The sequence below is a fragment of the Streptomyces sp. ICC4 genome, from assembly GCF_003287915.1.
Taxonomy (GTDB): Bacteria; Actinomycetota; Actinomycetes; order Streptomycetales; family Streptomycetaceae; genus Streptomyces; species Streptomyces tritrimontium.
Genome location: NZ_CP030286.1, coordinates 320,836 through 347,473, shown reverse-complemented (window position 1 = coordinate 347,473; position 26,638 = coordinate 320,836). Strand labels below are relative to the sequence as shown.

Genomic DNA, 26,638 nt, shown 5'->3' with positions numbered 1-26,638 from the left:
TATATGGCTGGCTATCTCGGCACGTCAACGGTGGGATGGGAATTGACTGGCGTGAATGTCGGAGGGTCCTGATAATTCGAGGCAGCCCGAATTGGCGTCGCTCGTAATCGGAATTCGAGCGACGCCACGTTCGGTTAGTGGCCTGTTTGCTCTATTGGCGTGTGCTGCAGATTTGGTGAACGGTGCTGGGTTCGGTGGTTGTGGTGCGACCGGTCCAGCGGTTGGTGATCTCGACTTCGTCGTCGTTGTGTCGGGGGGAGATCAGGGCGTGGTGCGGCAGGCCCAGGAGTCGGGCGTAGCGGAGCTTGTCGCCGGCGGGCAGGTGCCGGTCGTCGATGAGCAAGCTCACTCCGTGGGTGCGGAGTTGGCGGACGAGCTGGTCGGTGCGTTCGCGCATGGCGGGGAGGTCGGCGCGCAGGACGGTGAGGTGCAGGTCGGCGGGTCCGGTGCCGGCCTTCCAGCGCAGGCCGTGGTGGTCTCGGTGGATTTCGGCGGTGGTCTGGAGGCAGCGGGTGATGCCGATGCCGGAGCAGGCCATCCAGGGCGTCTGGGCGGCGCCGTGCTCGTCGGTGAAGGCCAGGTTCATGGGGGCGGAGTACTGGCGGCCGAGTTCGAAGACATGGGCGACTTCGACCGCGTGGGTGTCGCTGTACTGGCCCTGGTGGCAGCGCACGCAGGTGGATCCGGGCGTGGCCTGGTGGAGGTCGGTGCCCGAGGGCGTGATGGCCAGCAGGCCGCGCCCGCCGTCCCAGGACATGGAGGTGCGCAGTCCGTCGGCCCCGTCGGAGATGGCGAACTTCTCCAGGGTGCTGACGGAGGTGTCGAAGAGGAGGACGGTGCCCGGGGCTCGGGCGGCGGTCCAGGGGGTGAGGGTGCCGGCCGGGGTGCCGTACAGCTCCGGAAGTAGGTCGGGGTCCAGGAGGGTGACGTGGGTGGCGCCGGTGGCTTCGGCGAGTTTGCGGGCGCTGACCTGGAGGTCGGAGCGGATGGCGACGGCGGTGGGCCGGCGACTGCCGTCGGGGCCGGTCGCGGCGAAGACGATGACGTTGACGACGGGTTCCCCCGTGTGGGGTGCGGGCTTGGAGCTGAGGACGGCGGCGTCTCCTCGGTTGCCGCAGTGCCTGCAGGCCAGGATGGTGCTCTGCCCGCTGTCGCCGAGGAGGAGGTGCTCGGTACTGGGGCCGGCGGAGATGCTGCCCCCGTCGGCGGGGGCTTGGAAAGTGCCGGTCAGGCCCATTCCGGTGAGGGCGGCCGCGCACGCGTCGTTGAGGAAGCGGGTCGAAGTCCGCATCGCCTCGGGGCTGGCATCGAAGGTGTAGCAGTCGGCCATCGTGAACTCGCGGGAGCGCATGAGGCCGCCGCGGGGGGAGAGCTCGTCGCGGAACTTGGTGGTGCTGAGGAAGAGGCGGGCGGGCAGATCCCGGAAGGACCGCAGGCGGTCGCGGACCGTGGCGGTGGCGATCTCCTCGGAGGTCGGCGCCAGGCACATGTCCTCGCCGCTGCGGCTGCGGGAGGTCAGGAGGGCTCCCTCCCGCTGGTAGGCGTCCCAGCGCCCTGTCTCCTTCCACAGCCTGCTGCTCTGCAGGGTGGGGAAGGAGACCGTGTGGGCGCCGCGTTCCTCGAAGGCCCGGCGGGCGATGGAGGACAGGCGGTCGTGAACCCTTAGTCCGAGGGGCAGGAGGGTGAAGACACCGCTGGCGGCTGTGGCGGAGACGAGGCCGAGGGAGTCGAGGAGCTCCATCGTGGTGGATCCGGGGTCGGCGGCGCGGGGGCGGACCGGAGGCCACAGGGTGCTGGTGTAGAGGGGGGTGTCATGCACGGGTTGCTCCGATCACCGTGTCGGACAGGGCGCCGAGGCGGTCGGCGGTGGCGGCGATGTCGTGCTGGCGGCTGTTGTCGGCGGCGGACTGGCGGAGGATCGGGCGCAGGTGCGGGTTGGCGGCCACACAGTCGATGACCGCGGCCAGTGCATGGCTGTCACCCGGCGGGTAGGACAGGCCGCCGTGGCCGAGGGTGGCGCCGAGGCCCGGTACGTCGCTGTAGAGGATCGGGAGGCCGTGGGCCTGGGCTTCGATCGCTACGAGCCCGTACGCCTCCAGGGTGCGGGTCGTGAACACGAAGGCGTCGAAGGCCCGGAAGCGGGCCCACAGGTCGGCGCGGGGGGCGAAGGGTTCGAACGTGACCCGGTGTGCGAGGCCGTGGTGCTGCACGCGGGCCTGGAGCGCGGGCAGTTCGGGTCCGCTGCCGATGACGGTGAGGTGGTGCGGCTCCCGGGTGGCGGCGAGCGCGTCGATGGCGGTGATGGTCGACTTGTTGTCGTCCAGGCGCCCGGCGTGCAGGAGCCGCAGGACGCTGCCGGTGGTGGGCTCCGTGGTGGGGGCCGCAGGGAGCGGGATGCCCCACGGGACGGTGACCAGCCGGTCCGCGTACAGGTTCCCGGTCAGGGTGTTCACCTGGTCGGCCATGGCCTGGTTGGGGACGGCGACCGCCGTGCTGGCGGCGACGATCTCGTGGAGCACCGTGCGGGCCTGGCCAATCTCGGTGGCCACGATGATGTCCGTGCCGTGCGCGATCGAGATCAGGGGGATGGCGCCGGCCGCGCGGGCGAAGGCCAGGGCCAGGCCGAAGCCGAGGTGCTGGGCGTGGATGAGGTCCGGCTCCGCCCGGGTGAGGAGCTGGGCCACCTCGCTGGTCAGGGAGTCGGCGTACCGCTCGAAGCCGGGGCCGTACGGTGCCTTCTGGGAGGCGAGGGGGACGGTCTCTTCGAAGCGGTGCTTCCAGGTGCCGGAGCCGGGCAACGCGGCGAACGTGGTGTGGAAGCGGTCACTGAGGCGCGGATAGGTGTCGTTGCACCAGATAGTCGAGCCGCAGGAGGGCTCCAGCGGCAGGTCGATGCCGGTGAGGATGCGGTGTCGGCTCACGCGCTCGCTCCGGTGGATGCGGTCGGGAGGTAGGTGTCCAGTCCGGTGCGCAGCATCGCGGCCAGCCCGGCCCAGCCGGTCGCCGCTACCGCGTCGATGAACGAGAGGCAGGGGATGAAGCCCTGCTGGGGCCATGCCTGTCCGTACTGGGGGTGCCGGTCTGCGAACTCGTTCCAGACCACGGAGATGCCGTGCCCGGCCAGGGCGTCGGTGTCGAGGTAGCCGCGGGTGCCCGAACCGGCCCACAGCACGTGCTCGTCGGCCTGGGCGGCGATCTGGGCCAGCCGCACCGACTTGCCGCTGTCGGCCGTCGTGTCCATGTCGGAGGTGAGCCGCAGGCGGGCGTGGGAGCCGAGCGCGGTCGCGATCTGGTTGATGAGGTCGACGTTCAGGTCCAGGAGCCAGCGGTGGCCGCCGCCGAGGGCGGGACCAAGGACGTTCAGCGCCTCCTCGACGTACGGGGTGCGCGCGTAGGCTAGGCGGACGCGGCGCAGCAGGCTGTCGGGGTCGAAACTGTCGGCAAGGCGGGTGTCGCGGATCAGCTGGCCCGAGGCGCGGACGACGGGGACCGTGAGCCAGGCCGGCCCGTCGGGGGTCTTGATGCGGTTGCGGTTGAGGAACCCGCCCTCGGTGTACTGCACGTCGTCGAACAGGGCGACGGTGGTGCAGCCGAGGAGGGCTTCGCAGAAACCCAGCCACGGGGCGAACCCGGGCTGCTCGATGTAGATCACGAAAGCTCCAATCCGAGGGCCGGGTGGGAGAGGGTGAGCAGCGGTGTCTCGAACGCCTCGAAGGAACGGCCCGCCGCAGCGGCGGCCGGGCGCAGCCGCCACCCGGCGTCGGCGGCGCGGTGGCGGGTGTACTCCTCGCCGAGGTACCAGCGTCCGGCCTGGCTCTGATGCGCTTGCAGGGCCTTGATCTTGTCGTCGAGGACATCGGTGATGTCGACGAGGACGGTCGGCGCGAACTGGGATCGCGGTGCGTGGGGTTCGCCGTACAGGACGGTGCGGCACGTGCTGACCCGGGTGGCCGCGTTCGAGGCCGCCACAGCTACCGCGAGGTGGTCTTGGTGGTCGTTGGCCACCCGTGGGCTGTGGGTGATCAGCGTGGTGCAGCCGGATCGGACGAGCTCCCCTTCTAGGAGGGAGATCATGTGCCGGTCCGCGGTCAGGGCCCCGTCTTCCAGGCCGAGGCCGGACAGCTCGATACCGGTACCCGCCCATGCCGCAGCGGATTCGACGGCGCGGTCCTCCGGCCTCAGCCGCCGTCCCGCCTCGCTGTCCGCGACCGAGACGCCGTTCGCGCCGTGGGTGGCGGTCAGGATGCTGACGCGGGCGCCGGCCTGGCGGAGCCGAAGGAGGGTTCCACCACAGAGCAGTTCCGCGTCGTCGGGGTGGGCCACGACGGCGACCACGTGCTCGCGCGCATCGCCTTGGGGCCCGGGCACGGCGGTCACCGGTCCTCGAAGTCGCGGTAGGACTGGGAGGGCATGGGCCCGGTGCTGTTCTGGTACTTGCCGTCGTAGAGGACGATCTCGCCGGTGGTCTCCCAGAAGGTGACCTGGCCGATCGGCATGCCGGGATAGATCAGGACCGGGGCTCCCGAGCAGTGCAGTTGGAGGGTCAGCTGACCGTAGGACCCGAGATCGATCAGGTCCGCGGTCACATGGACGAACAGTCCCAGGCGCGCGATGGAGGATTTGGCGCGGATGATGGGGACCACGGTGTCGCTGCCGATCCGCTCCAGCGTCGGTGCGAGGTAGATGCGGTCCGGGGACAGCACCATTCCGTCCGTGGGGATCGGGTGTACTTCGAAGGCGTTCTCCCTGGCGCAGTCGAGGACTTCGGCGGTGTACCAGCCGATGGTGTCCCCGAGGTGGAAGTCCAGGCTGTTGGGCTGGATGAGGGTGGGGTCGTAGGGCGAGACCTTGATCTCGCCGCGTTCGATGCGGGCATGGATCTCGGGGCCGGTGAGGATCACGCGGCGACCTCCCGTACGTGGGTGCCGGCGGCTGCGTGGGGCGAACAGGGGGAAGGCTCGCTGAGGGACCCGTAATAGCCGCCATAGGGCACGATCCGGCCCCGAGGCCGCCAGAAACTGACCTGCCCGATCCGCATGCCCGCGTACACGCGCAGCGGCTGCACGACGACGATCTCCAGGGTCCACTGGTGGATGGCGCCGAGCTGGCCGAGGTCCGCGGAGACCTGGAGGTAGGTGCCGAGCCGCCCTATCGAGGAACGGCCGATCAGACTCGTCACGAACTCGGCGCTGCCGATCCGCTCCACCGTCACGCCCAGGTAGAGGGTGCGGGGCTGCAGGACGTAGCCGCCGGGGCCGATCTCGATGCTCTCGGTCTCAGCTTCGCGGCGCGGGTCTACGGGGCTGCCGACCAGGGTCTTCAGCGTGCTGCCGAGGCGGTAGTTGTAGCTGTTGGGGTTCAGGAGAGCCGGGTCGAACGGATCGATGGTGATCGCCCCCGACGCGACCGCGTCCCGGACCGCGGGACCGGTGAGGATCACAGGACGCCTCCGACATAGGTCTGCTGCAGGAGCCGCCTCTCGTCCGGGGCGACCGTCTCCTGGCCCAGGCCGAGCGGCATGCGGCCGTGGGCGTAGCGGTGCTGGTCGAAGACGAGCAGCTGGCCGGGCAGCAGGCGCACCGCGATGCGCTGGTGCTCGACACAGGCGACGAGTCGGCCGAAGGCATCCGCAATGCGCCGCTGGTCGGCGTCGTTCGCCAGGAGTTCGCCCCGTTCCAGATGCGGCTGCATCTTCGCGGTGAACCGGACCGGCCCTTCCCCGCCGGCCGGAGGAAGGACCGCGAACCGCTCCAGGCTGGATCCGACTCCGTGTACGCCCTCGTCGGTGAAGTACGAGTAGACCGGCTCGGACAGCAGCCTGCGGTCAACGTCGGTGAGGCTCTCGACGGCCGCCCACATGTCGGCCAGGGCCGATGCGCCGCCGCCACGCGGGTCCGAGCGCACGCAGTACAGGGCGATATAGCGGGGCATCAGGGTCCGGTCGACGAGGTCGACGTGGAGCCGGTTCTCACCCACACCGTGCGTGCGCCCCGGGTCGGCGTCGGTGCGAACGCTCAGCGTGCTCCAGCATCCGTCCTGCGGGTACACCGCCAGAACCGGGCCCAGGGCGGAGAGCAGGCTGAGCCCCAGCTCCATGTTGAGGGCGTGTGCGGCCGGGTCCTCGAAGGCGATCAGGGCCCGGCCGTTCCCGGCCCCGGACAGGTGATCGGTGAAGTCCCGCGGAGCCGTCGCGCCCCGCGTCAGGTCTCGGCTCGGAAGAGGGCTGAAGTCGTTCATGGGGACGTCTCCTCGGTGAGGCGGGTGAGGATGCCGCGCAGGGTGCACGGCGGGTCGGCCGGCCGGTATGACAGGCCCAGCCGGTCGGCGAGGTAGCGGGTGGTGGAGACGACGGCCGGTTCTGCCGGCGGCGTCTCGGGGGCGCTCGTCACGTCCTCACCGAGCACGGAGGCCAGGTTGGCCAGAGCCCGCGCGTCCTGCAGGCCGTCGAGGACGACGATGTCGCTGTCGAAGGGCGCGCAGTTCAGCAGGTCGATACGCAGGACGTCCGCGGGCAGGCCGGTGCGCAGGCTGAAGGTGTTGACGAGGAAGGCGCCGGCCTTGGTTTCGCCCACGGCTTGTCGCGCGAGGGCACGAGCGGCGTGCTCGCGGTCCGGCAGCGGCATGGGCAGCGTGCCGACGCGGTCCGACCCCCAGCGGAGGAAGGCGTCGACATCCTCCGCGAGCCCTTCGGCCGGCTCGGTGCCGGAGCTGAACGTGTCGATCGTGACGCGGTGGGAGCCCACCTTGTCCAGGCCCAGGCGCAGCAGCCCCATGCCGGTCTCCGGCGCCTTGGCGACGTGCCGGCCGCGGGAGCACCAGTGGGAGGACGGGCTGTGGCAGTGGCCGGCGATGACCACCGTGAGGGGCCAGTCCTGGTCCTGGTCGGTGATGTCGTGCGCGAACCCGGAGTGGCTGACGCCGACGACGAGGTCCGCACCGGCCTCCAGGAGCCGGTCCCGCTCTGCCGCGATCAGCTCGGCGGTCGGCTCCGCGTAGGTGAATCCGGACCGCTCCGAGCGCGGGACCGCGTTGAAGGCCTGCCGGCCGAGGTAGCCGACGATGCCGATGGCCAGCTCGCGGCCGCGCAGCACCAGACCGCTCTCCCACCTCCCACGGAAAGACGCCGGCGGGCGCAGGTTCGCACAGACCAGGGGAGGGAACAGGTCAGGGCGGTCCAGGCTCATCAGGTCGGCGAGGTCGTGGTTCCCGGGCACGACCGCGTCGTAGTGCTCACGGAGGATCCGCTCTTCGACCCGGCCCCCGGAGAACTCGTGGAAGGCGTTGCCACCGAAGAAGTCGCCGGCGTCCACGACCAGGGCCCCGGCCTGCCTCCGCTCACGCAGGGCGGCCAGCATCTCGGCGCCGTCGGGAACGGAGGAGTGGAAGCAGCCGGTCGCGATCAGCTCTTGCATGTTCCTCAGCCCCGCTCGATCGCCACGACACGAAGAACGGACGGCGCCGACGGCCAGAAGTCGGAGCGGGAAATGCCATCGACCTCCTCCAGCCGAAGGCCGCCGCCTTCCTCGTCGAGCTGCGCCATGGTCTGCCGGGTGATCACGACCAGCCCCCGCTCCACCCGCAGCGACGTGAAGACGTGCCGGATCAGAGCTGTGGAGAGGTCGGCGTCGAAGGGCATGATCGCCAGGAGGTGCGTCCCGGCAGCCAGGCCCCCGTCCAGGTCGACGGCCCGGACATCGGCGATGGTCACTCGCGTGCCCTCGCCGAAGCCGGAGAGTCGGCCGGTCAGGTGGGCCCCCAGCCGGTCGTCCTTCTCCACCGCCCACAGGGGGTGCCCGGCACTGGCCGCGGCAAGCGACAGGGTCCCCAGCCCAGCGCCGACTTCCAGTACAGGCCGACCCTTGGGGATGGCAGCGGATGCGAGCAAGCGCAGCGCCGCGTCCTCATGGCGCAGGAAGTACTGGCCCAAGTCCGCCCGTGTGGTGAAGCCCGCCGCTGCGACAGCCTCTGCCGCCGAGGGGGCCGACGGCTCCGCCAGGCCCCGGGCCGGTGCGATCTCGATCAACTCGGTTGTCCCTTCAAGGAGCAGCGCAAGGACACGCCGCGAGGGGGAACTGCATGGAGGGAATGGCAAGGCCGGATACGGGGAGAGGCCGGTCTGGGCCTCGTGCCGCTTGGCGTGTGCGTCACAGGAAACCGGTCCCGCAGGCTTTGCGGGAGGCGAACTAGGGGGGCGAACTCACCACGAACCAATGCGCCCCCAGCACCTGGCGCCCTACGCTCAAATCCACCTTCGAAGCACGGGCGCGACACTCGAACAGGGAGGGACCCGTGGCAGGCAGCCAACGGCGGGCAAGACAGCCGAACGAACCGCTGGCGCGACTCATCACGGCCGCGGGAGCCAGCCACATCTCGCTGGCCGCGCAGATCAACAAGATCGCGGCAGCGGCCGGCGTCGTCACCCGCTACGAGAAGACCAGCGTCGCCAATTGGGTGAATCTGGGGATGATCCCCCGGGGCCGGGCTCCGGAGTTCGTGGCCGCTGCGCTGCAAGAACGCCTCGGTCGGCCTGTCAGTCTCCAGGAAATCGGTATGTACCGCCGTGAACGAGGCGACGCCGACATGGGGTTGGATTTCGCACGCGACCCCGCCGACGCCGTACACGTCGCCGCGACCTACTGGAGAACCGTGGACCGCCGAAAGCTCATCACCACCGGATTCGCCGTATCCGCATACGCCACCCCGGTGATGCGCTGGATGACCACGCCGGCCGACCCGGCGGTCACCCACCAGGGCGGCCAGCGAGTGGGACGCGGGGATGTAGAGGACCTCTGGCAGGCCGCCGAGGACGCGCGGCTGTGGGATTCCCGGTACGGAGGCGGAAACGGGAAGGCGAACTCGGTCACCGAATGCCTCAAGCTCAAGGCGGCCCCGCTGCTTACGGGTACCTACACCGAGACGGTGGGCAAAGAACTGTTCACCGCCACCGCCGAGCTCTCCCGCGTCGTCGGATGGAGTGCCTTCGACATGGGACAGCACGAACTCGCGCAGCGCCATTTCGTCCAGGCCCTGCGCCTGGCCCGGGCCGCCGGAGACGTCCAGACCGGCTGCTACGTCCTGACCACCATGTCCCTGCAGACGTTCCTGCGAGGATTCCCCCGCGAAGCGGCGGACATGGCCGAAGGCGCCTACGAGCGGGCCAAGGGGCACGCGGCACCCCGAGTGCTCGCCTTCGCGAAGCTCGCCCAGGCCCGCGCCCACGCCCGAGAGGGCGACGCCCGGGCGGCGGGCGCTGCGCTGGCGCTCTCCGAGAGCCTCCTCGACTCGATCGGGCCTCACACCCAAGATCCCGAATGGCTCGCCTACTTCACCCACGCTCGCCTGGCCACCGACGCAACCGAGATCTACCGGGACCTGGCCAACCCGAAGGCCGCACTCACCTGGGCCCGGCAGGCAGATGCCATGCCCGCCGGCCGCTTCACCCGAGCAGTCGGCATCCGCCTCGCCGTCCTCGCCACCAGCCACCTCCAGGCCCGCGACCTCACCCAGGGCCTCCAACTCGGAACCCAGGCACTGCAGGTGCTCCGTCAGGTCCACTCCAGCCGCGCCCACGGCTACGTCCGCGACATCACCACGGCCCTGGCCCCCTGGCGGGCCGAGCCCCAGGTAGCCGACTTCACCCACCAGGCCCGTACGGCGCTCGCGGCAACCGCGTAAATTGCCCACAGCCGTAGCTGAGGACGCAGTACCACCGATGCCGCGGGCCCGAAAGCGTTCGGACATGAGCGGCCACTTCCTCTCTGGCGGGCCTCGCAGGTTCGCTGGGCGGTATGAGGACGGGGGCTTCAGCCGCGCGTGAAGGCCAGGAAGACACGAAGGGCGGCGGCCAGTCGGGCGGTGTGCCACAACCCGAGCAGGCTGGTATCGGGAAGCGGTGCGTGGACGGCCTCCCGGAGGAGGAGGACGGCATGCCGGACACGGTCCGGCGGCCCGACGGTGGTCCCGGCGCAGGCCGTCAGAAGCTGGACGGCCATCTCCCGCAGGCTCTCCCACCGTGCTGCGACTTCCTCGGGCGGCAGGAAGCGACGGTGGCGCCAGCAGTTGTGGGCTTCATGCATCGCCTGGCGGACCACCGCCGGCGCGGGACGCTTCCCGCTCGCGGAGGAAGGAAGCACCGCGTTGGGACGTGGGGCGAGCAGGTGCGCCGAGGCCAGGACCAGGGCCGGGCGTCCCCGTGTCCGGGCCACCCACCCTTCGTGCTCCAGAAGCTGCAAAGCTTCGGTGACCAGCCTCACGTCCGAGGCGCAGTAGTTGCCGAGCTCGTCGGCGCCGGGGAGCCTGTCCCCAGGCAGGTAGAGGCCGAACGCGAACGAGTCGAGCAGCCGGTCGGCGAGGTGGCGGACCCGGCCCGTTCGCTCATCAGGTGCTCCACAGACTGTGGTGCGGTGGTGGGACGCGATCAGCACGCCGACGGCGGACAGGTCCGCGAAAGCGAGCCGGACCAGCTCTGCGGGCACGCCGAGGTCAACAGCTGTCGTCTCCCGGCTCAGCTGCATCCCCGGCGCGTACCGGCGGCTTGCGACGTGTGCGGCGATCCGATCCGCGATCTCCGCGACCGGAGGGCAGGGCGGAGCGCTGGTCTCCAGAGCGACGAGCAGAGTGTGGACGGCCTTTGCACCGGCACGGATCTGTGCCACCACGGAGAGGTCGGTATCGCTCTGGTCGGCATCGTTGATGAGGCCGGCCCATCGGGCGGTGTCACTGGGCGATCCGGCGGCCGCCTCGGCCCTTTCGAGGGCCTGTGGCATCCAGAGGCACACCGTCGAGCGGATCCACGCCGCATACCCGGCGGCATGCGTCTCGATCAGCAGCGAGCCCCGGTTTGCCATATCGAGGGCGCGACGAATGTCGAAGCTCAGGCACTCTGGCGTGGTGCTGGCCTCCGGGAGCGGCATGGGTTGGGTGGGGCTGGCCGGGTCCGGCAGGCCCGCTGGAGGGGGCACGACGGCGCGGGAGCCGCCAGCCGCGGGGAGGGTCATTGCGTGCACGAGACCTCCTCCGGGACGGTTGAGCGTCTAGGTGTAGGGCGCTCACGGAGGTAGAGACCGGGTCCGTGGGGCCCACCCAGCCGGTACCGAAGGAGACCGGACGAGATGAAGGGCCGGGCCGCGCGGTGTACTCGTGTCGTCTCGACCCCGAGGTCCAGAGCGATCAGCCCATGGGGGAGGGCCTGACCGGGCCGGTAGGCCAGGGCCGTCTCTTCGATCAGGTTGGTGATGGCCACATCGTCGGGGTGCGGCTGCCCTGGCGGCACTACGATCAGCCTGGTGCCGGCGAAGGCGAGGTCACCGCGCTGTTCGAGCACACCGAGCGCGGCTGCGGCCAGCGATTGTGAAAGCCCGAGCTGGGAGCCGAGGGCCCGGGCCGCCTGCGCTCGCGATGCCCTCCGCGGCACGGTCACGGGAGTCTCGCGCAGGTGCCGTCGTATTGAGAGGACGGCTACCGCCAGGCGTCTCAGCCGGGCCGGGGAGTCCTTGGAGACACGAATGCGGTGTCCACCCGACACGCCGGTGGAGCTAGGGAGGTCGGTGTCATTCACGGTCAGCCCTGCCCCTCCGCGTTGGGGCCCGCTCCGTGCGCGAGGTAGTCGGCGGTCTGCTTGGCCAAAGGCACGAGCCCGATATCGGCCCGCAGGCGCTCCGCAGCTTCAACGTCCTTGATCGCGTACGGGCGCAGCGTGCGGGGGTTGACCTGGGTTCCGTAGGTCTGGGGCACGGACATGGTCACGGCGCAGACATCGACGACGTGGGCGAAGAACTGCTCCGGGAGTTCGCCGCTCTCGACGGCCGGTTTCATCATGTCGCGGCACTGGAACAGGAAGGCCGGCTCCTGACAGACCAGCAGGATCCGTACGGCGTGGACGGCGGCCTCGTCACCGACCAGCCCGGCCGTCGGCCACCCGTGTGCGGCCACGATCTTCTTCAGGCCGTCGGCATTGGTCCGCCGAACCAGGTGCAGTTCCTTCTCCCGATGCTTCGAGGGGATCCGCCAGGCAATCAGCTGGGCTCGGCGTTCAGCACGCCCCATCTCCGTCAGCTGGTGCGCGACTGCGGCCAGGGGGATGGTGACCGTGGTGGTGGGAGGGATCATGCGGCACCGGCCAGTGTGGGGAGCGGGCGGTGCGGGGCGATGATCTGCCCGTTCGGAAGCAGGGCGCCGGTGTCGTCGAAGATCAGCAAGCCGTTGCACCGGCGGCCCCACCCCTGTGAGACGGCCTGGGTCACGAGCTGGGCCTGGTCCCGGTCCGCGGAGTCGGCGTCCGGGCAGCGGGGTTTGTGCTGGCACATGGGAAGTCCTCGGTCGAAGGGGCGCGGCGGGCGCCGGGGTCCGTGTTCGAGTGATCTGGTTCGGGTGTCCGGCCTCTACGGGGTGTCGCCGGCGAGGTCGAGGATCTCCTCCGCGCAGGCAGCGAGGAGACGCAGGTAGCCCAGCTCGGTGCGGGCCACTGCCGGGGCGTGGAGCAACCGGTGGGCGCGGAGGAGGGCGTTGTCCATCGCGGTCTCTTCCGCCCGCCCCGACTCCACCGCCTTCTGGTGGATCGCCCGGAGACGCGGTCCGCAGCTGCCGAGCGTGCCTAGAACTTCCTGGAGTTCCAAGATCAGGGACGGGATCTCGTGGGCCCCGGGGGCCGAGGGCCCGGCTACCCGGTCCAGGGCGTCCCAAGTGCGGGCGGCTTCTGACAGTGCGGTCAGCTCTCGGGCGCACGCGAGGCCGTTGATGAGGAGAAGGAAGCCCTCCGGCGGACTCGGTCTTGGAAGGGTGGAGACGGACACGACGGCTCCTTGGAGAAACGGTTGAGGGGCTAGCTGGTGAGGGTGCTGGCCATGGCGGTCCGCAGGAGCGGCAAGAGGCAGCCGCCGTCGCTCAAAGTGGCGGGCGTCGGTTCGTCGAGTGCCCAGGGCCAGGTGTCCCAGCGCGAGCCACCCGAGGGCGGGAGCGCGATGCGGCCACCCGGACCGGACTCCACACGGACGCCGGCCACTCCGATCAAGGGAGCAGCGGTGCCCGGGGCGACGAGCAGCACTGTCTCGCCTGTCCCGTACACGAGGGAGGGCACGGGAGCGGGGTCCTGGCCACGCCGATCGGCCAAGACCAGGAGGTCCGCCCCCAGGACGGCGGGCACGATCACCGCGTCGAACGCGGAGCAGGTCGTCTGCAGTTCGAGACGACCAGGTGCCTCCTGCACGAGGGCGAGAGCGCGGTGTGCGGAGACGATGTCGCTACCCACGATCAGCGGCCAGGCAAGCACGTCCTCGTAGGCGGACACCAGGGCTGGGACGTTCCGGCTGATTGGAGGCCAGTGAGAGGCCCGAAGTGGTGTCACGGTGTGCCTCCTCCAACTGCTGCTGGTGTGTGGACCTGGCTCGGGGCTACCTGGGGAAAGCCGATCGGCATCGGGAAGCGGGGGGTGCCCAGGGCACGGAGGCACACACGGTTTCCGGTAAAGGCGGTGCGTGCGTGGAGCCATCGGTAGTTGTCGATCAGGTAGCCCTGGCCCGCTTCGAGGGTGAGGCGCTGTTGTACGGCGTTGATGGCCTGTCTGAGCTGGGGGAGGTACCCACTGATGAGGGGGCTGAATGCGGCAAGGGAGTCTTGCCGCAGCCGGATCGAAGTTCGTTGGCCGGGATGCCGGGTGAAGACCTGGGACGGGTGGCCCCCGCCGTCGCCGTAGAAGACGGTGTTGGGGAGGGTGAGTGCCTCCAGGGCCGCGGGGGAGCGCTCGGCGAGATAGCCGTGGACGGCTTGGCCGTCGGTCAGGATCACTTCGCCGCCGGTGGTTGCGGGGCGCAGGCACACCAAGAGCATCAGCCGTGGCGGATGTGGCTCGCTGGACCGCTCGGTATGAGGCAGAAGTTCACCGTTGCCCAGTCCGCCCAGGCCCGACTGCTGGGACCGGCGGCCGATGTCCTGGATGGTGGTGAGTTCGTCCGAGTCGCTGTCGCGGTGGGGTTCCAACCTCATCACGCGCTGCGCGAGGGCGAGTACAGCGGTGCGAGTCGTCAGGCCCTCGATGGTGGCCAGGCCCTGGCTCTGGAGCCGGGAGGTTATGCCACGGGGCTGCTCAGGAAGGGGTCGGGGCGCGCGGTGTGCATCGAACAGGCTGAGCGTCGGCATCGACGTGCTCCTCATGCGGTGGGCGGTGCGCCCAGGGTCTGGACAGGCGGCCAGATGCGTAAAGCGACAGGTTGTCGACTCGGACATACGCGACAGGCTGAGTCGCCGCCACGAGCGCGGTGCTACGTTCCGAAGGACAACCCCGCCACCACTTCTCCGGGACGGTCGATGTACAAGCCCTCGCTGTGGCCCGTGTCCGTCAAGGGCGTTGCTCTCGACTCGAAGGACCGGGTGCTGCTGCTCAAGAACGAAAGATCCGAGTGGGAACTCCCGGGCGGCCGCTTGGAGGTTGGTGCCGAAGGAGGCGGTTCGGCACCTGCCGACGACAGTCCCACCAAGGCTCTGGAGCGTGAGATCGCCGAAGAGACCGGCTGGGTGGTCACGGCCGGCACCGAGCTGGCTGGCGGTACGTGGATCTACGAGCCGCTCCCGGGCCGCCGCGTCCTGATCGTCACCTACGGCTGCACGGTCCTGACCCCCGACCGTGATCCGGCACTGAGTCACGAGCACAAGGAGATCGGTCTGTTCCGTCGCTCCGAAGTCGACGCTCTGAACATGCCTGTCGGCTACAAGCAGTCGATCGCGGCCTGGTACGGACATCCGCAGAGGTAACCCGCCATGTACACCCCGCAGAAGACAGGCGAGCGGCCACGACGATCGCCCCGGTTCGTCTCCTGGCATTGGGCGACTCCTGAAGCCCAGGCCATCCTCGCCACACGGAACCTGTCCGCGATCCTGAAGTACCACCGGCGTGTCCATGGCGACAGCCAGACTCAGACCGGTGAACTCCTCGGCTACGACAAGACGTACGTCTCCGCCCTGGAACTCGGAAAGCGGCACCTCAACGACGTCGGCAGTCTGCGCCACGTCGCTGAACGCCTCTCCCTGCCCCCACACGTTCTTGGCGTCACCGACCCCGCCGACGCGGACCACCGCGCGATGCTTCAGTTCGGCCAATCCACCGTCCGTCTGGCCGAGATCGCTCGCCAGTCCGGGCACGCCACCGAAGCCGTCGCGGAACTCTGGCCGCTCGTCGCCCGACTCGAAGCCCGGGCCCGCGATGGGAACACTGAACGAGAGGTCCTGCGCCTCCTCGCCCATGCTCGCCTGGGCCTGGGCACGGCCCTCGGCAACGTGCTGCCGGAGGAGCGCCTGGCCACCGCCGCGCACTGGACAGCGCAGAGCCTGGACGTCGTGCGCATCTTCGATGACCCGGCGCTCACAACCACGGCTCTCCGCATGCACGGAAACGAGCTGCGAAAGTCGGGCCTGGTCGGCGCTGCCGTCCACCGCCTTGTTCATGCTGCGGCCGTGGCCCCGAACCTGTCCGAGCGCGCGGCCGTCCTGCCGCTCCTCGCACGAGCCGCCGGATCCCTCGGCAACCAGACCCTCTTCGACCGCACTATCGAGGAGGCACACCAGCTCCTCGACGAGGTAGACCACACGAGCCTGGTCAACCCCACGGCCCTCTACGAGATCCATCTGCGGGGCCTTATCGCCACCGGCAGGGCAGACGACGCGATACGGCGCGCCGAAGCCGCCGCGCCCACCTCGACCATCTCGATCGCACCCCAGTGGCGCGTCATCGAACTCATCACCACCGGCCGTGTCCGGCTCCTCGCCGGAGACCAGCGCGGCGCCACCGAACTGCTCGTGGGCGCCGTACGTGAAGCGCGCGCCCAACGCCTCCCACACCAGCTCCAGCGCGTCCTGCGCGCCGCTGGCGACGCCCTCCCGGATGCCCACGAATCCGCCGAACAGGCATTGACCCAACTGCGCACGGAGATGGCCGCATAGAGAAGAAGTCGAACCGCGGTGGCCTCGGGGTCCACCGGTCGCACGGTTCGAAGGATCTCTTCCGCACATCGAACGTTCCCTTCATTCCGTGGGCTGGACTTCTGAGGCCCCATCAGGCTCAGGCGGTAGGTAAGAGTCGCCACGGCCCACGTGGGCCTCAACCGGCGCACCCGCCGGATACGGCGCATGCGGCGACAGATTTTGGGAATCCCGCGGATTCTCCGGCGCATCCGCCGGAGAATCGTGGGAACCCGAGGTGCTGCTGGGCGGCGCCCCCTGATCGGAGCCCACGTGACGACACCAGCGCCTCCTCACCGGCCAAGCTGTGCGCGCGCTATCCGTGTCCGCGAAGAGCGCGCCGGCCGGTCCCACCACGACATCGCCGGCCTGATCCACCGGCATTGCGGGGTCTCGGCTCTCCGGGCCTACCGCTTGGCCCTTGGCAAGACGCTGGCCGTAGCTGGTCGGGAGGTTCGAGCCTTGGCTTTGAACCACGACCCCGAAGGACCCCGGGTCGAGGGCGACCAGCTGAGCTCTTGGGAAACTGGCGGCCGAGAACCGCGTAAGGCCGTCGTCTCGGTGCTGTGCGAGTACTACGGCGCGACGGCAAGCGCACTTGGGCTCTCTGGCGAGCCGCCGGCTCCCGGCTACACCGGGGAGGCGCTGCTCCCAGTCCCTGCCGTTCCGAGCTCCTCGTCACTGGGAGACCGCGTTGATGCCGCACGGCGGTCGACTAACTCGACCCTCGCGGCGGGTACAGTCGCCGGCGGGCAGATCGACCTCCTGGACGAGCGACTCCTACTTCTCCGGAGGCAGTACCTCTACACGCCCCCGGAAGCCATGCTGACCCAGCTGCTGGAGGAACTCGACGACGTCGAGAGCCTGGTGCGCGAGCGGCAGACGACCTCCGTTCACGTCCGCCTGACTGAGATGACGGCACTTCTGGCCACACTGATCGCCGATTCCCTCATGAAACTCGGCGACCTGCGTCGAAGCGGCGTCTGGTACGAGACTGCTCGCTTCGCCGCGGAGGAGAGCGGCAACCTGGATCTGCGTGCCCGGGTCCGGGCACAAGCCGCGATGCTGCCGTACTACTACGGCCCCCTCGATACCGCCATCGCACTCGCCCGCGAGGCGCGACTGCTCACCCGGGGCCGGCCGACCGTAACAGCAGCGTTCGCCACGATGGCGGAAGCGAGGGCTCTTGCCCAGGTCGGAGACGGCGCGCAAGCGGAACTCCGGCTCAGAGAAGCGGCGACGATGTACGAGCGCCTGCCCACTGGGGCCGATGACGATGCGTTCACCTTCCCGCGGCGCCGGTACCTGCTCTACCTCAGCGGTACGTACACCGCCCTCGGCCGCAGCTCGGCCGCGATGAAGACCCAGGCCGAAGCACTCGCCCTTTACCCGGCGCAGACCGGGATCGACCCCTCGCTCCTTCGACTGGAGACCGCCATCTGCCTGGCCATGGGCCGCAGCGCGACCGAGGCCTGCCAGTTGGCCACGGCCGTCTTCCTTGAGGTGCCGGAAGAGCACCGGACTCCCATCATCGGGGCACGGGCCCGCGGGGTGATCGAAAAGCTACCGGGAGCGAACGGTCGGTCCCGTGCGGCGATGGAGCTACGCGAGCTCCTGTCACTCCCAGCCGGGCCGAGGTGACAGCTGGGCCGATCATCGGACAGATTGACCCCCATGACTGCATCGTCGACAGCACCCGGCGGCTACACAGAAGCGGACATGTGGAGCATCCTGCGCCAGGCCTGCGAGGTGGTTGGCCTCAACGCCGAGGGCGCCGAAGTGCTTCGCGGACACACCAACGCCGTCCTGCGCCTCCATCATCACCCGGTCGTCGTCAAGATCGCTCGGCTCGGGACTCCGCCCGAAGCTACGGAGCGCACGGTGCGGTTCACCCGATGGTTGATGGATGCCGGGTTCCCCACGGCGCCTCTTCTGGAATGTGACCAGCCGGTCCTCGTCGACGGGCAGCACGCGGCAACGTTCTGGGTCTACCTACCGCAGCCCACGGCCTCGGTGACTGCGGAGCAACTGGCCAAGCCGCTCCAGATGCTGCATACCCTAGGCCGCCCTCCCTTTGCGCTTCCCGAGCACGACAACGTACGCGCGATACGGCGGTCGCTCGCGGTCACCACTACCCTTCCCGCTGCCGATCTCCACTTCCTGTCCTCGCGTGCCGATCAACTTGAGGGGGCGCTCGAAGACGTCGTATTCGAGTATCCGCCGGGTGTTATCCAGGGCGACCCACAACATCGAAATGCCCTCCACACCGGTGGATCAGCCGTACTGTGCGACTGGGACACCGCGGCAATTGGTCAACCCGAATGGGACCTTGTCACGGTGGAGGTGCACTCGCGGCGATTTGGATACGGCAAGGAGCACTACGACGAGTTCGCCGCAGCATATGGATTCGACGTGACTCGATGGCCGGGATACGAAACGCTCCGTGATCTCAGAGAACTACGCATGATCACGACCAACGCCAGAAAGGCTCGTCACACGCCGGGCAGCATCCACGAAGTCGAGCGCCGGGTTCAGGGTCTTAGGCGAGCCGAAGCGGGTCTCCCCTGGCGGATCCTTTGACGCGGGAATGCGAACTGTCCACTGGTACACGCGCTTACTGGACGTTGCTGTTGTGCCACTCGGCGAGCAGGACTCGGACCGCGTTGCCGTAGCCCCGGGCCCGTTCCCAGACTTGGTACCGATCGGTATGGAGCCGGTGTGCCTCGCCCTCCATACCGGGGCGGATCCGGAGGCTGGCAGGTACCCCGAGTTGGTCGGAGTCGTGACCGGACTCGATGACTTCGTACAAGACAGCGGAACCCCGGACGTTCCTTGCCTGGCTGCTCAGACCCAGAAGCTTCGTCCATGAGGCGACGGAAGCAACAGCTGGATGATCGCTCGGCATCCCCAAGGCCCACTCAGGTCCGCTGCCGGGGATGCTCCGCCAGATAGCTCCAGGTCCATGGACCGCACCGACCCACCAATGCGGTGCCCCGGGGCCCACAGGCCATGGTCGGACCAGCCGCATAGGGGGCCGTCGATCCGAGGCTGCCCGCCGAAGCAGCAGGCCGGCGGCTCGAAGATAGGCCACATCGCATGTCTTGCTACGGGCTTGCAGCGCCGAGTGAGTGGCGCCCCGGTGGCTGCGGGTCCCGCTAGCGGCCTTCGTGGAGGCGAGCGCCTCGCGTGCCGAGGAAGCCCGTTCAAGTGCCATTTCGGATAGCTGCCCAATCTTATCCAACTGGCCCAGCGATCGGGCCCAGGACGATTCCACGGTCCGCATGCGCCGACTCTCCTTACTTGCTCGGTCGAGATGCAAACTGAATTCGCTTACGGCAGACGCCAATTATGCCCAAATGACTGGCGCCTTCTGTTGGGGCATGTCAACCTACAACACCCCCGTCAACCACCATCCAGGCAAGATCGCATGTAACCCGTGCTGTGCTCGGATCGCGAGCCGGATGCAGATCCAAGGAAAGCCGCTGCCTAAGCCCCTCTTGCTGTCCATTCGCCTGACCGCCCCACTCCTCTTCGTGCTTGGGGGCGCATGCGCAGTGATCGGGCAACAGAACCATGACCACCTGTCCGTGGCCACGGCTCTATGCCTGATCGTGTCCTCGGCTGGCCTCATCGCCCATGACCTGACCCAGGGCCGCTATCGGCGCGACCGAGACGTACTTGTTCACGTGGCTGCGAATCCCGGAGTCACTGCAGAACAGATCGCCAGTTCCTTGAAGATCGCTGACAGGGCAGTGGTAGCCGTCCTGGCCCGGCTCGTGGGGGACGGGCTGGTGGTGCAGGCAGATGAAGACTCGCCAGCGCGCGGATCGTACAGGCTGGTTGGTTGACGTCGGCCATGCCGTACCGCTCCGCCGAAGGCGATACATAGCCGATGATCCCCGGTCAGCCAAACCGGGGATTCTCCAGACCATTGAAGAAGTTCGCATCGGCTGCTTGGCGGTGGACCGCAGCGAACAGCCTGACCGATGCCCGGAACGCGGTGTTCAGGGATCCGTGCGGAGTCGGCCTGCCCCCGAAAGCGGGTGCGCAGCGCCTCTCCCCGTGGATCCCTGCGCACTCGGCCGGCGCGAACCACCAGCACTACTCGTGAGGATTCCTGCCAGTGCACCCTCTTGCGATATCTCCTGCCCAAAACGTCCAGTCGTCTCTCCTTTGCGGGCCGCCACACGCCTTCGAGTGGGAGCTGCTCTGTGCGCCGTTTTGGGTGGGGGTGCAGAGTGAGGGGGCGTGATCGGCATGATGAGCTGATGACTGTTCCCGAGATTCTTACAGAACTGAAAGGTGTCTCCCGTAGGACATTCTATCGATGGCGAGAAATGGGGACCGGCCCCACTTCATTCAAGCTCCCTAATGGTGAACTTCGTGTTTGGCGTAGCGCATTTGTGGAATGGCTCGAAGATCGAGAGAGGTATGCGGCTTGAAGACAACTGATGTGCTTATTTGGGGCGTCAGGGTTAAGTCGCGCCAGGGGAAGGACACCTACGAGGTCCGCTGGAGGGTGGGCGACCGCCCCATTTCTCGATCGCGTCGCACGAAGGGGCTCGCCGACAAGTTGCGGGCGCAGCTGCTCATGGCCCAGGAGGCTGGCGAGCAGTTCGACACCGACACAGGACTCCCGTCTTCGATGGAGGAGAAGGCGCCGGCCCGCACTTGGTACGACTTTGCGCTGGACTACTTGCGGATGAAGTGGCCGCACTGCTCTCCTAATTACCGCGATGAAATCAACGAGGCACTGACCGGGGTAACGAAGGCCCTCATGCCCAAGAAGCCCGGTCGGCCGTCGGATGTCGCGATGCAGCGTGCGCTCCGGGATTGGGCTTTCATATTGCCCGGTCCGGATGAGCGGGACGTCCCTCCGGAGATTCTGGTTGTACTCGAATGGATCTCCAAGAATTCGCCCCCACTCGAAGATCTTTCCAAGCCTGCGGTCACGCGAGGCGTTCTGGATGCGTTGACCCTGAAGCTCGATGGTGAGGCGGCGGCGGGGGAGACGATAAAGCGGAAGCGCAAGGTGTTCGTAAATGCCTTGAATTATGCCGCCGAATTGGGGGAGTTCGCCGAGAACCCGATCAAGTCGGTCTCCTGGCAGAAGCCGCCCCGAATTATCCAAGTCGACCCGCGGGTCGTAGCCAACCCGCGTCAGGCGGGCAACCTGCTTGGAGCCGTCTCGTATGTGGGGGGCTATGGGCGCGCCAGAGGCAGGCGTCTGGTCGGCCTGTTCGCGGGCATGTACTACGCCGGCCTGCGTCCGGCCGAAGCTGTGGGCGTCGCGCTCCCCGACTGCACACTGCCCAGCGAGGGCTGGGGGGAAGCGGTGCTGCACCGGACCAGGCCCACGGTCGGGAAGAAGTGGACCAGGAGCGGCGAGGTCCACGACGACCGGGGGCTGAAGAATCGCGATCCGGCGGACGTGCGGCGAGCTCCACTGCCCCCCGCGCTCGTCGCGATCTGGCGAGACAGCATCGACACGTTTGGCACGGCTGACGACGGGCGTCTCTTTTTCAACGAACGTGGTGGTCTGGTTGGATCATCCACATATTCTCGCGTTTGGGGCGAGGCTCGTGGCCTCGGCCTTCCGCCGGAGCTTGTCAACAGCCCACTGGCAGACGTTCCCTATGACCTTCGCCACTCTGCGCTCTCCACGTGGCTGAACGCCGGGCTCGATCCGACCGAGGTCGCCGAGCGTGCAGGTAACAGCGTGGAGGTCCTGCTGGCCAGGTATGCCAAATGCCTCCATGGGCGGCATGTTGTGGCCAATCAGCGCATCGACGACCTACTGCGCGAATATGAGTGATGATCGTCACATCCGACGCCCCGGGGCCACCGCCTCGGGGCGTTTCCTATGTGACGGTTCATCGGGTACGTGGGTGAATGTCCGATCCCACGTATGTCCCACGAGGCGTGTCCTACGGGTGCTTTCACTCGAACACGGCTGCATATGACTGCAGGCCCCCTGATCCGGCTAGTTGCCTGATCAGAGGGCCTATTAGGCACCTGAACTGCGGTGCCCCCGGCAGGATTCGAACCTGCGCACACGGCTCCGGAGGCCGTTGCTCTATCCCCTGAGCTACGGGGGCGCTGTCGCTGGTGTTGCGGCGACGGGTTGAACACTACCAGCATCCGGACGGTGATCAGGAACGGATTCCCGGGGAGGGGGAGGTGGGTCGCCCGGAGGGGGTGGAAGTGGCAAAAACCCGGACGCGGGGGCCGGGGCCGACCTACTCTCGAGTTGTGTCGGGCGCCTCGGGCCGGGTGCTTGTTGTCGATGACAACAAGGTCATCCGGCAGCTGATCAGGGTCAATCTCGAGCTGGAGGGCTTCGAGGTCGTGACCGCGAACGATGGTGTCGAGTGCCTGGACGTGGTGCACCACGTGCAGCCCGATGTGATCACTCTTGATGTGGTCATGCCCCGTCTGGACGGTTTCGGGGCGGCCGCGCAGTTGCGGGCCGATCCCCGGACGCGGCACCTGCCCGTTGCGATCGTGAGCGCCTGCACGCAGTACGAGGTCGAGGCCGGGATCGCCGCAGGCGTGGACGCCTTCCTCGCCAAGCCCTTCGAACCCGCCGAGCTGGTGCGCGTCGTGCGCCGGCTCATCGAGCGGCGGGACCGGAGGGAGCGGAAAGGGGCTCCCGCCGGGAGGGGGAGGGGCTGATCGGCCGCGTCCGTGGTGGGCGCATCCTTGACCCCTCTGTTCACAGGTCTGTTCGCGGGGCTGTTCACATGGCGAAACCGTTCGCGTGACCTGGGGGCTTCTCGCCTAGGCTGAGCACGTGACCCCCGCTGACCTCTCCCGTGTCGTCGTGCGCGCCCTGCGCTGCGCCGTCGAGGACGGGGAGCTGCCCGACGGGGTGGTCGTGCCCGAGCGGGTCGTCGTCGAGCGGACCAGGCCCGGGGGAGTGGGGGATTACGCGTCCCCCGTTGCTTTCGGAGTGGCCAAGAGCGGTGGAGTCGCGCCCCGTGGAGTGGCCGAGGTGCTGGCCCCCCGGCTGGCGGGACTGCCCGGGATCGACCGCGTCGAGATCACCGGCGCCGGGTTCCTGAACTTCCTACTCGCCGCTGCTCCCGTCCGGGAGTTCGTGCGGAGTGTTCGCGCGGACGGCGAGCGGTACGGGTTCGCCCCCGGTGCTCCCCCCGCGCTGGACGTGGCCATGCCCACGTCCGCCGGTCGCTCCCGTGCGGACGTCGTGCGGCTCGCCGTGCTGCGGATCGAGCTCAGCCAGGGGCGGGAGGCGACCCCCGGCGGATCCGTCGCACCCGTCGCCAAGCGGGACGGGGATGTCGTCTCCGTCTACGGGGCCGGCGCCGCCGCCTGGGCGATGCTCTGCGTTCCCGCGCAGGAGACCCCCGTCTTTCCCGCGTCGCTCCTCGTACAGGACGAGTCCAGCGAGTTCTTCCGCGTACGGTACGCCCGCGACCGCGCCCGCGCGCTGACCCGCAATGCCCGGCAGCTCGGGTTCGACGCGCTGCCCGGCGAGCCCGGCGACGGTGCCGAAGCCCTGCTCGGGGCCCTCGCCGACCACCCCCTCGTGCTCGAGGCCGCCGCGCACCACCGTGCGCCCGAGCGGCTCGTCCGGCAGCTCGTCGTGCTCGCCGACGCCCTGCTCGACTTCCAGTACGGCGTCCTGCCCAAGGGCGACGAGAAACCCTCGGCCGCCCACCGCGCCCGGCTGGCCCTTGCCGAAGCCGCCGGGACGGTGCTGGCCGGCGGCCTGGCCCTGCTCGGCATAGACGCGATAGACGCGCCCGACCACCTGTGATGCGGATGTAGGGGACGAATGCCGTCCGTACCGTCCGGATGATTGCGAAGAGAGAGTTTCGATGAGCCGTTCCGCCCACCCCGCCGGGCCCCGCCACGCCGATGTCATGCCCGAGGGCCACTACTCCCCGCCGCCCGCCGACCTCAACGCCCTCGACGAGAAGATCTGGGCGCGGACGGTCAGCCGGAACGACGACGGAGTCGTGACCGTGGGCGGGATCGAAGTCACCAAGCTCGCCGAGGAGTTCGGGACGCCCGCCTACTTCCTCGACGAGGAGGACTTCCGCGCCCGCTGCCGTGCCTGGGCGCACGCCTTCGGGCCGGACGCCGACGTGTTCTACGCCGGCAAGGCGTTCCTCTCCAAGGCCGTCGTGAAGTGGCTGAAGGAGGAGGGGCTCAACCTCGACGTCTGCTCCGGCGGGGAGCTCGCCACCGCGCTGGCCGCCGGGATGCCCGCCGGCCGGATCGCCTTCCACGGCAACAACAAGTCCACCGCCGAGATCACCCGCGCCATCGAGGCCGGCGTCGGCCGCATCGTGCTGGACTCCTTCCAGGAGATCGCCCGCGTCGCGCACATCGCCCGCGAGCACGGCGTGCGCCAGCCCGTGCAGATCCGGGTGACGGTCGGCGTCGAGGCGCACACCCACGAGTTCATCGCCACCGCGCACGAGGACCAGAAGTTCGGGATCGCCGTCGCCGACGGGTCCGCCGCCGAGGCCGTACGGCGCGCGCTCGGGCACGACAGCCTGGAGCTGCTCGGCGTCCACTCGCACATCGGCTCGCAGATCTTCGACATGGCGGGCTTCGAGGTCTCCGCGAAGCGGGTCGTGCGGCTGCTGGCCGCCGTGCGCGACGAGCACGGGGTGGAACTGCCCGAGATCGACCTCGGCGGCGGACTGGGCATCGCCTACACCTCCGGCGACGACCCCCGCGAGCCGCACGAGATCGCCAAGGCCCTGCACGAGATCGTCGCCCGCGAGTGCGAGGCGTCCGGCCTGCGCGCCCCGCGGATCTCCGTCGAGCCCGGACGGGCCATCGTCGGCCCGACCGCCTTCACCCTCTACGAGGTCGGGACGATCAAGCCGCTCGAGGGACTGCGGACGTACGTCTCCGTCGACGGGGGCATGTCCGACAACATCCGCACCGCCCTCTACGACGCGGAGTACTCCGTCATCCTCGTCTCGCGCACGTCCGACGCCGAGCCCGTGCTCGTGCGCGTCGTCGGCAAGCACTGCGAGAGCGGCGACATCGTCGTCAAGGACGCGTTCCTGCCCGCCGACCTCGCCCCCGGGGACCTCCTCGCGGTCCCGGCCACCGGCGCCTACTGCCGCTCGATGGCCAGCAACTACAACCACGCGCTCCGTCCGCCCGTCGTCGCCGTGCGCGACGGCGCGGCCCGTGTCATCGTCCGTCGGGAGACGGAGGAGGATCTCCTGCGTCTCGACCTCGGATGATCCGCATTCTTCTGGGGGAAGCCCCCCAGACCTCCAAATAGGTGTCTCACTCAATGGACCGAGGGTGGAAACTGTTGTCCATTGAGTGAGACTGGTTCACACCTGGGATGCAAACCGCTCACCAGGTACTGATGTGAAGATCGAAAGGCGTAGGTCGAATGATGCGTACGCGTCCGCTGAAGGTGGCGCTGCTGGGCTGTGGAGTGGTCGGCTCAGAGGTGGCTCGCATCATGACGACGCACGCCGACGATCTGACAGCCAGGATCGGCGCGCCCGTCGAGCTCGCCGGCGTGGCTGTGCGCCGTCCCTCCAAGGTGCGCGAGGGCATCGACCCGGCCCTCATCACCACCGATGCGACGGCGCTGCTCAAACGCGGTGACATCGACATCGCCATCGAGGTCATTGGCGGCATCGAGCCGGCCCGCACCCTGATCACCACCGCCTTCGAGCACGGCATCTCCGTCGTCTCGGCGAACAAGGCGCTGCTCGCGCAGGACGGCGCCGCGCTGCACGCCGCCGCCGAGCGGCACGGGCTGGACCTGTACTACGAGGCCGCCGTCGCCGGCGCGATCCCGCTGGTCCGCCCGATGCGCGAGTCCCTCGCGGGCGACAAGATCAACCGGGTGATGGGCATCGTCAACGGCACGACGAACTTCATCCTCGACAAGATGGACTCCACCGGCGCCGGGTACCAGGAGGCCCTCGACGAGGCCACCGCCCTCGGGTACGCCGAGGCCGACCCCACCGCCGATGTCGAGGGCTACGACGCCGCCGCCAAGGCCGCGATCCTGGCCGGCATCGCCTTCCACACCCGGGTGCGCCTCGACGACGTCTACCGTGAGGGCATGACCGAGGTCAGTGCCGCGGACTTCGCGTCCGCCAAGCGCATGGGCTGCACCATCAAGCTCCTCGCCATCCTGGAGCGCGCCGCCGACGGCGAGTCCGTCACCGCGCGCGTCCACCCGGCGATGATCCCGCTGACCCACCCGCTGGCTTCCGTCCGGGAGGCGTACAACGCCGTCTTCGTCGAGGCGGAGGCCGCCGGGCGGCTCATGTTCTACGGGCCCGGCGCGGGCGGTTCTCCGACCGCGTCGGCGGTCCTGGGCGACCTCGTCGCCGTCTGCCGCAACAAGCTCGCCGAGGCAAAGGGGCCGGGCGAGTCGGCGTACACCCAGCTGCCGGTCAGCCCCATGGGGGATGTCGTCACCCGCTACCACATCAGCCTCGATGTGGCGGACAAGCCGGGCGTCCTCGCCCAGGTGGCGACCACCTTCGCGGAGCACGGTGTCTCGATCGACACCGTCCGACAGCAGGGAAAGGACGGCGAGGCCTCCCTCGTCGTCGTCACTCACCGCGCACCCGACGCCGCCCTCTCCGGGACCGTCGAGGCGCTGCGGAAGCTGGACACCGTCCGCGGTGTCGCCAGCATCATGCGTGTTGAAGGGGAGTAAGGGCCC

General features: G+C 68.9%; 28 protein-coding genes and 1 tRNA gene. 13 read left to right on the top strand and 16 right to left on the bottom strand.

The features are described from left to right. Window positions 1–151: 151 nt before the first annotated feature. Genes DRB89_RS01720 through DRB89_RS01680 form a run of 9 tightly spaced genes read right to left on the bottom strand, consistent with a single transcriptional unit; the run spans window position 152 to window position 8,023 of the window. The gene (locus DRB89_RS01720; protein ID WP_239515970.1) at window positions 152–1,819 is read right to left on the bottom strand and encodes an aminoacyl--tRNA ligase-related protein; all 1,668 of its coding nucleotides are present in this window, start codon (window positions 1,817–1,819) and stop codon (window positions 152–154) included. Further along, a complete protein-coding gene (locus tag DRB89_RS01715) occupies window positions 1,812–2,921 on the bottom strand; it encodes a glycosyltransferase family 4 protein (RefSeq protein ID WP_112448093.1) in 1,110 nt (369 codons plus the stop codon). The genes DRB89_RS01720 and DRB89_RS01715 overlap by 8 nt, the downstream gene beginning before the upstream one ends. Then, the gene (locus tag DRB89_RS01710; protein WP_112448094.1) at window positions 2,918–3,652 is read right to left on the bottom strand and encodes a WbqC family protein; all 735 of its coding nucleotides are present in this window, start codon (window positions 3,650–3,652) and stop codon (window positions 2,918–2,920) included. Before DRB89_RS01710 ends, DRB89_RS01715 begins: the two co-directional genes overlap by 4 nt. Next, entirely contained in the window at window positions 3,649–4,368 is a 720-nt protein-coding gene (locus DRB89_RS01705) for a PIG-L deacetylase family protein (protein WP_239515969.1), read from the bottom strand. Before DRB89_RS01705 ends, DRB89_RS01710 begins: the two co-directional genes overlap by 4 nt. 5 nt (window positions 4,369–4,373) lie before the next feature. Next, window positions 4,374–4,901 (bottom strand): dCTP deaminase, encoded by a 528-nt coding sequence (gene dcd, locus DRB89_RS01700; RefSeq protein ID WP_112448095.1) that lies wholly within the window; start codon window positions 4,899–4,901, stop codon window positions 4,374–4,376. Beyond that, on the bottom strand, window positions 4,898–5,440 hold the full coding sequence (locus DRB89_RS01695; protein WP_112448096.1) for a deoxycytidine deaminase: 543 nt from the start codon (window positions 5,438–5,440) through the stop codon (window positions 4,898–4,900). Before DRB89_RS01695 ends, dcd begins: the two co-directional genes overlap by 4 nt. Next, window positions 5,437–6,237, bottom strand: coding sequence for a TauD/TfdA family dioxygenase (locus tag DRB89_RS01690; protein WP_112448097.1), 801 nt, complete (start codon window positions 6,235–6,237; stop codon window positions 5,437–5,439). Before DRB89_RS01690 ends, DRB89_RS01695 begins: the two co-directional genes overlap by 4 nt. Next, complete coding sequence (locus DRB89_RS01685) at window positions 6,234–7,412, bottom strand: metallophosphoesterase (RefSeq protein WP_112448098.1); 1,179 nt, start codon at window positions 7,410–7,412, stop codon at window positions 6,234–6,236. Before DRB89_RS01685 ends, DRB89_RS01690 begins: the two co-directional genes overlap by 4 nt. Window positions 7,413–7,417: 5 nt before the next feature. After that, window positions 7,418–8,023 (bottom strand): rRNA adenine N-6-methyltransferase family protein, encoded by a 606-nt coding sequence (locus DRB89_RS01680; protein ID WP_162688437.1) that lies wholly within the window; start codon window positions 8,021–8,023, stop codon window positions 7,418–7,420. Between the two features lie 266 nt (window positions 8,024–8,289). Between DRB89_RS01680 and DRB89_RS01675 the strand changes: the two genes are divergently transcribed. Beyond that, on the top strand, window positions 8,290–9,675 hold the full coding sequence (locus DRB89_RS01675; protein ID WP_112448100.1) for a sporulation protein: 1,386 nt from the start codon (window positions 8,290–8,292) through the stop codon (window positions 9,673–9,675). A gap of 128 nt (window positions 9,676–9,803) precedes the next feature. On the opposite strand, the gene DRB89_RS01670 is transcribed toward DRB89_RS01675, so the two are convergent. Beyond that, the gene (locus DRB89_RS01670) at window positions 9,804–10,997 is read right to left on the bottom strand and encodes a GntR family transcriptional regulator (RefSeq protein ID WP_112448101.1); all 1,194 of its coding nucleotides are present in this window, start codon (window positions 10,995–10,997) and stop codon (window positions 9,804–9,806) included. Window positions 10,998–11,071: 74 nt separating this feature from the next. Here DRB89_RS01670 and DRB89_RS01665 point away from each other — a divergent pair, with 74 nt between their 5' ends. Continuing rightward, complete coding sequence (locus DRB89_RS01665) at window positions 11,072–11,353, top strand: hypothetical protein (RefSeq protein ID WP_162688435.1); 282 nt, start codon at window positions 11,072–11,074, stop codon at window positions 11,351–11,353. A gap of 206 nt (window positions 11,354–11,559) precedes the next feature. On the opposite strand, the gene DRB89_RS01660 is transcribed toward DRB89_RS01665, so the two are convergent. The 5 genes from DRB89_RS01660 to DRB89_RS01640 all read right to left on the bottom strand — a co-directional run bounded on the left by DRB89_RS01660 (window position 11,560) and on the right by DRB89_RS01640 (window position 14,133). Beyond that, complete coding sequence (locus tag DRB89_RS01660) at window positions 11,560–12,108, bottom strand: DUF6624 domain-containing protein (protein ID WP_112448103.1); 549 nt, start codon at window positions 12,106–12,108, stop codon at window positions 11,560–11,562. Continuing rightward, entirely contained in the window at window positions 12,105–12,305 is a 201-nt protein-coding gene (locus tag DRB89_RS01655) for a DUF5999 family protein (RefSeq protein WP_112448104.1), read from the bottom strand. Before DRB89_RS01655 ends, DRB89_RS01660 begins: the two co-directional genes overlap by 4 nt. A gap of 75 nt (window positions 12,306–12,380) precedes the next feature. Next, entirely contained in the window at window positions 12,381–12,512 is a 132-nt protein-coding gene (locus tag DRB89_RS45850) for a hypothetical protein (protein ID WP_275431888.1), read from the bottom strand. A 308-nt stretch (window positions 12,513–12,820) separates the two neighbouring features. Then, entirely contained in the window at window positions 12,821–13,285 is a 465-nt protein-coding gene (locus DRB89_RS01645; RefSeq protein WP_112448106.1) for a hypothetical protein, read from the bottom strand. 53 nt (window positions 13,286–13,338) lie between these two features. Beyond that, window positions 13,339–14,133 (bottom strand): TauD/TfdA family dioxygenase, encoded by a 795-nt coding sequence (locus DRB89_RS01640; protein ID WP_162688434.1) that lies wholly within the window; start codon window positions 14,131–14,133, stop codon window positions 13,339–13,341. Window positions 14,134–14,301: 168 nt separating this feature from the next. On the opposite strand from DRB89_RS01640, the gene DRB89_RS01635 reads away from it, so the two are divergent. From DRB89_RS01635 to DRB89_RS01600, 7 genes are all read left to right on the top strand, one after another. Next, window positions 14,302–14,745 (top strand): NUDIX hydrolase, encoded by a 444-nt coding sequence (locus DRB89_RS01635; RefSeq protein WP_112448108.1) that lies wholly within the window; start codon window positions 14,302–14,304, stop codon window positions 14,743–14,745. A 6-nt stretch (window positions 14,746–14,751) separates the two neighbouring features. Further along, window positions 14,752–15,930, top strand: a complete 1,179-nt coding sequence (locus tag DRB89_RS43595; RefSeq protein ID WP_204357684.1) for a helix-turn-helix domain-containing protein — start codon at window positions 14,752–14,754, stop codon at window positions 15,928–15,930. 480 nt (window positions 15,931–16,410) lie between these two features. Further along, complete coding sequence (locus DRB89_RS01625; RefSeq protein WP_239515968.1) at window positions 16,411–17,589, top strand: XRE family transcriptional regulator; 1,179 nt, start codon at window positions 16,411–16,413, stop codon at window positions 17,587–17,589. 33 nt (window positions 17,590–17,622) lie between these two features. Further along, complete coding sequence (locus tag DRB89_RS01620; RefSeq protein WP_112448109.1) at window positions 17,623–18,528, top strand: phosphotransferase; 906 nt, start codon at window positions 17,623–17,625, stop codon at window positions 18,526–18,528. Window positions 18,529–19,328: 800 nt separating this feature from the next. Beyond that, a complete protein-coding gene (locus DRB89_RS01610) occupies window positions 19,329–19,796 on the top strand; it encodes a helix-turn-helix domain-containing protein (RefSeq protein ID WP_162688433.1) in 468 nt (155 codons plus the stop codon). Between the two features lie 420 nt (window positions 19,797–20,216). Beyond that, window positions 20,217–20,390 (top strand): helix-turn-helix domain-containing protein, encoded by a 174-nt coding sequence (locus DRB89_RS44130; RefSeq protein WP_112448112.1) that lies wholly within the window; start codon window positions 20,217–20,219, stop codon window positions 20,388–20,390. Continuing rightward, window positions 20,387–21,763, top strand: coding sequence for a site-specific integrase (locus DRB89_RS01600; RefSeq protein ID WP_112448113.1), 1,377 nt, complete (start codon window positions 20,387–20,389; stop codon window positions 21,761–21,763). Before DRB89_RS44130 ends, DRB89_RS01600 begins: the two co-directional genes overlap by 4 nt. Before the next feature lie 211 nt (window positions 21,764–21,974). Here DRB89_RS01600 and DRB89_RS01595 read toward each other — a convergent pair. Next, window positions 21,975–22,046, bottom strand: a tRNA-Arg gene (locus DRB89_RS01595). An 82-nt stretch (window positions 22,047–22,128) separates the two neighbouring features. Between DRB89_RS01595 and DRB89_RS01590 the strand changes: the two genes are divergently transcribed. From DRB89_RS01590 to DRB89_RS01575, 4 genes are all read left to right on the top strand, one after another. Then, window positions 22,129–22,623 carry a response regulator gene (locus tag DRB89_RS01590; RefSeq protein ID WP_112463187.1) on the top strand — a complete coding sequence of 165 codons (495 nt, stop codon included), beginning with the start codon at window positions 22,129–22,131 and terminating at the stop codon, window positions 22,621–22,623. A gap of 118 nt (window positions 22,624–22,741) precedes the next feature. Next, window positions 22,742–23,728, top strand: a complete 987-nt coding sequence (nrtL, locus tag DRB89_RS01585; protein WP_112448411.1) for an ArgS-related anticodon-binding protein NrtL — start codon at window positions 22,742–22,744, stop codon at window positions 23,726–23,728. A 61-nt stretch (window positions 23,729–23,789) separates the two neighbouring features. Next, window positions 23,790–25,181: a diaminopimelate decarboxylase gene (gene lysA, locus DRB89_RS01580; RefSeq protein ID WP_112448412.1), complete on the top strand. Its 1,392-nt coding sequence runs from the start codon at window positions 23,790–23,792 to the stop codon at window positions 25,179–25,181. 161 nt (window positions 25,182–25,342) lie between these two features. Beyond that, entirely contained in the window at window positions 25,343–26,632 is a 1,290-nt protein-coding gene (locus DRB89_RS01575) for a homoserine dehydrogenase (protein ID WP_112453353.1), read from the top strand. Window positions 26,633–26,638: the final 6 nt, after the last annotated feature.

Coding starts and splice junctions, on each gene's coding strand:
- DRB89_RS01660 (WP_112448103.1), bottom strand. CDS start 12,108: ATGATCCCTCCCACCACCACGGTCACCATCCCCCTGGCCGCAGTCGCG.
- DRB89_RS01670 (WP_112448101.1), bottom strand. CDS start 10,997: ATGACCCTCCCCGCGGCTGGCGGCTCCCGCGCCGTCGTGCCCCCTCCA.
- DRB89_RS43595 (WP_204357684.1), top strand. CDS start 14,752: ATGTACACCCCGCAGAAGACAGGCGAGCGGCCACGACGATCGCCCCGG.
- DRB89_RS01690 (WP_112448097.1), bottom strand. CDS start 6,237: ATGAACGACTTCAGCCCTCTTCCGAGCCGAGACCTGACGCGGGGCGCG.
- DRB89_RS01635 (WP_112448108.1), top strand. CDS start 14,302: ATGTACAAGCCCTCGCTGTGGCCCGTGTCCGTCAAGGGCGTTGCTCTC.
- DRB89_RS01685 (WP_112448098.1), bottom strand. CDS start 7,412: ATGCAAGAGCTGATCGCGACCGGCTGCTTCCACTCCTCCGTTCCCGAC.
- DRB89_RS01620 (WP_112448109.1), top strand. CDS start 17,623: ATGACTGCATCGTCGACAGCACCCGGCGGCTACACAGAAGCGGACATG.
- DRB89_RS44130 (WP_112448112.1), top strand. CDS start 20,217: ATGACTGTTCCCGAGATTCTTACAGAACTGAAAGGTGTCTCCCGTAGG.
- DRB89_RS45850 (WP_275431888.1), bottom strand. CDS start 12,512: ATGGACAACGCCCTCCTCCGCGCCCACCGGTTGCTCCACGCCCCGGCA.
- DRB89_RS01655 (WP_112448104.1), bottom strand. CDS start 12,305: ATGTGCCAGCACAAACCCCGCTGCCCGGACGCCGACTCCGCGGACCGG.
- DRB89_RS01610 (WP_162688433.1), top strand. CDS start 19,329: ATGTCAACCTACAACACCCCCGTCAACCACCATCCAGGCAAGATCGCA.
- DRB89_RS01575 (WP_112453353.1), top strand. CDS start 25,343: ATGCGTACGCGTCCGCTGAAGGTGGCGCTGCTGGGCTGTGGAGTGGTC.
- lysA (WP_112448412.1), top strand. CDS start 23,790: ATGAGCCGTTCCGCCCACCCCGCCGGGCCCCGCCACGCCGATGTCATG.
- DRB89_RS01640 (WP_162688434.1), bottom strand. CDS start 14,133: ATGCCGACGCTCAGCCTGTTCGATGCACACCGCGCGCCCCGACCCCTT.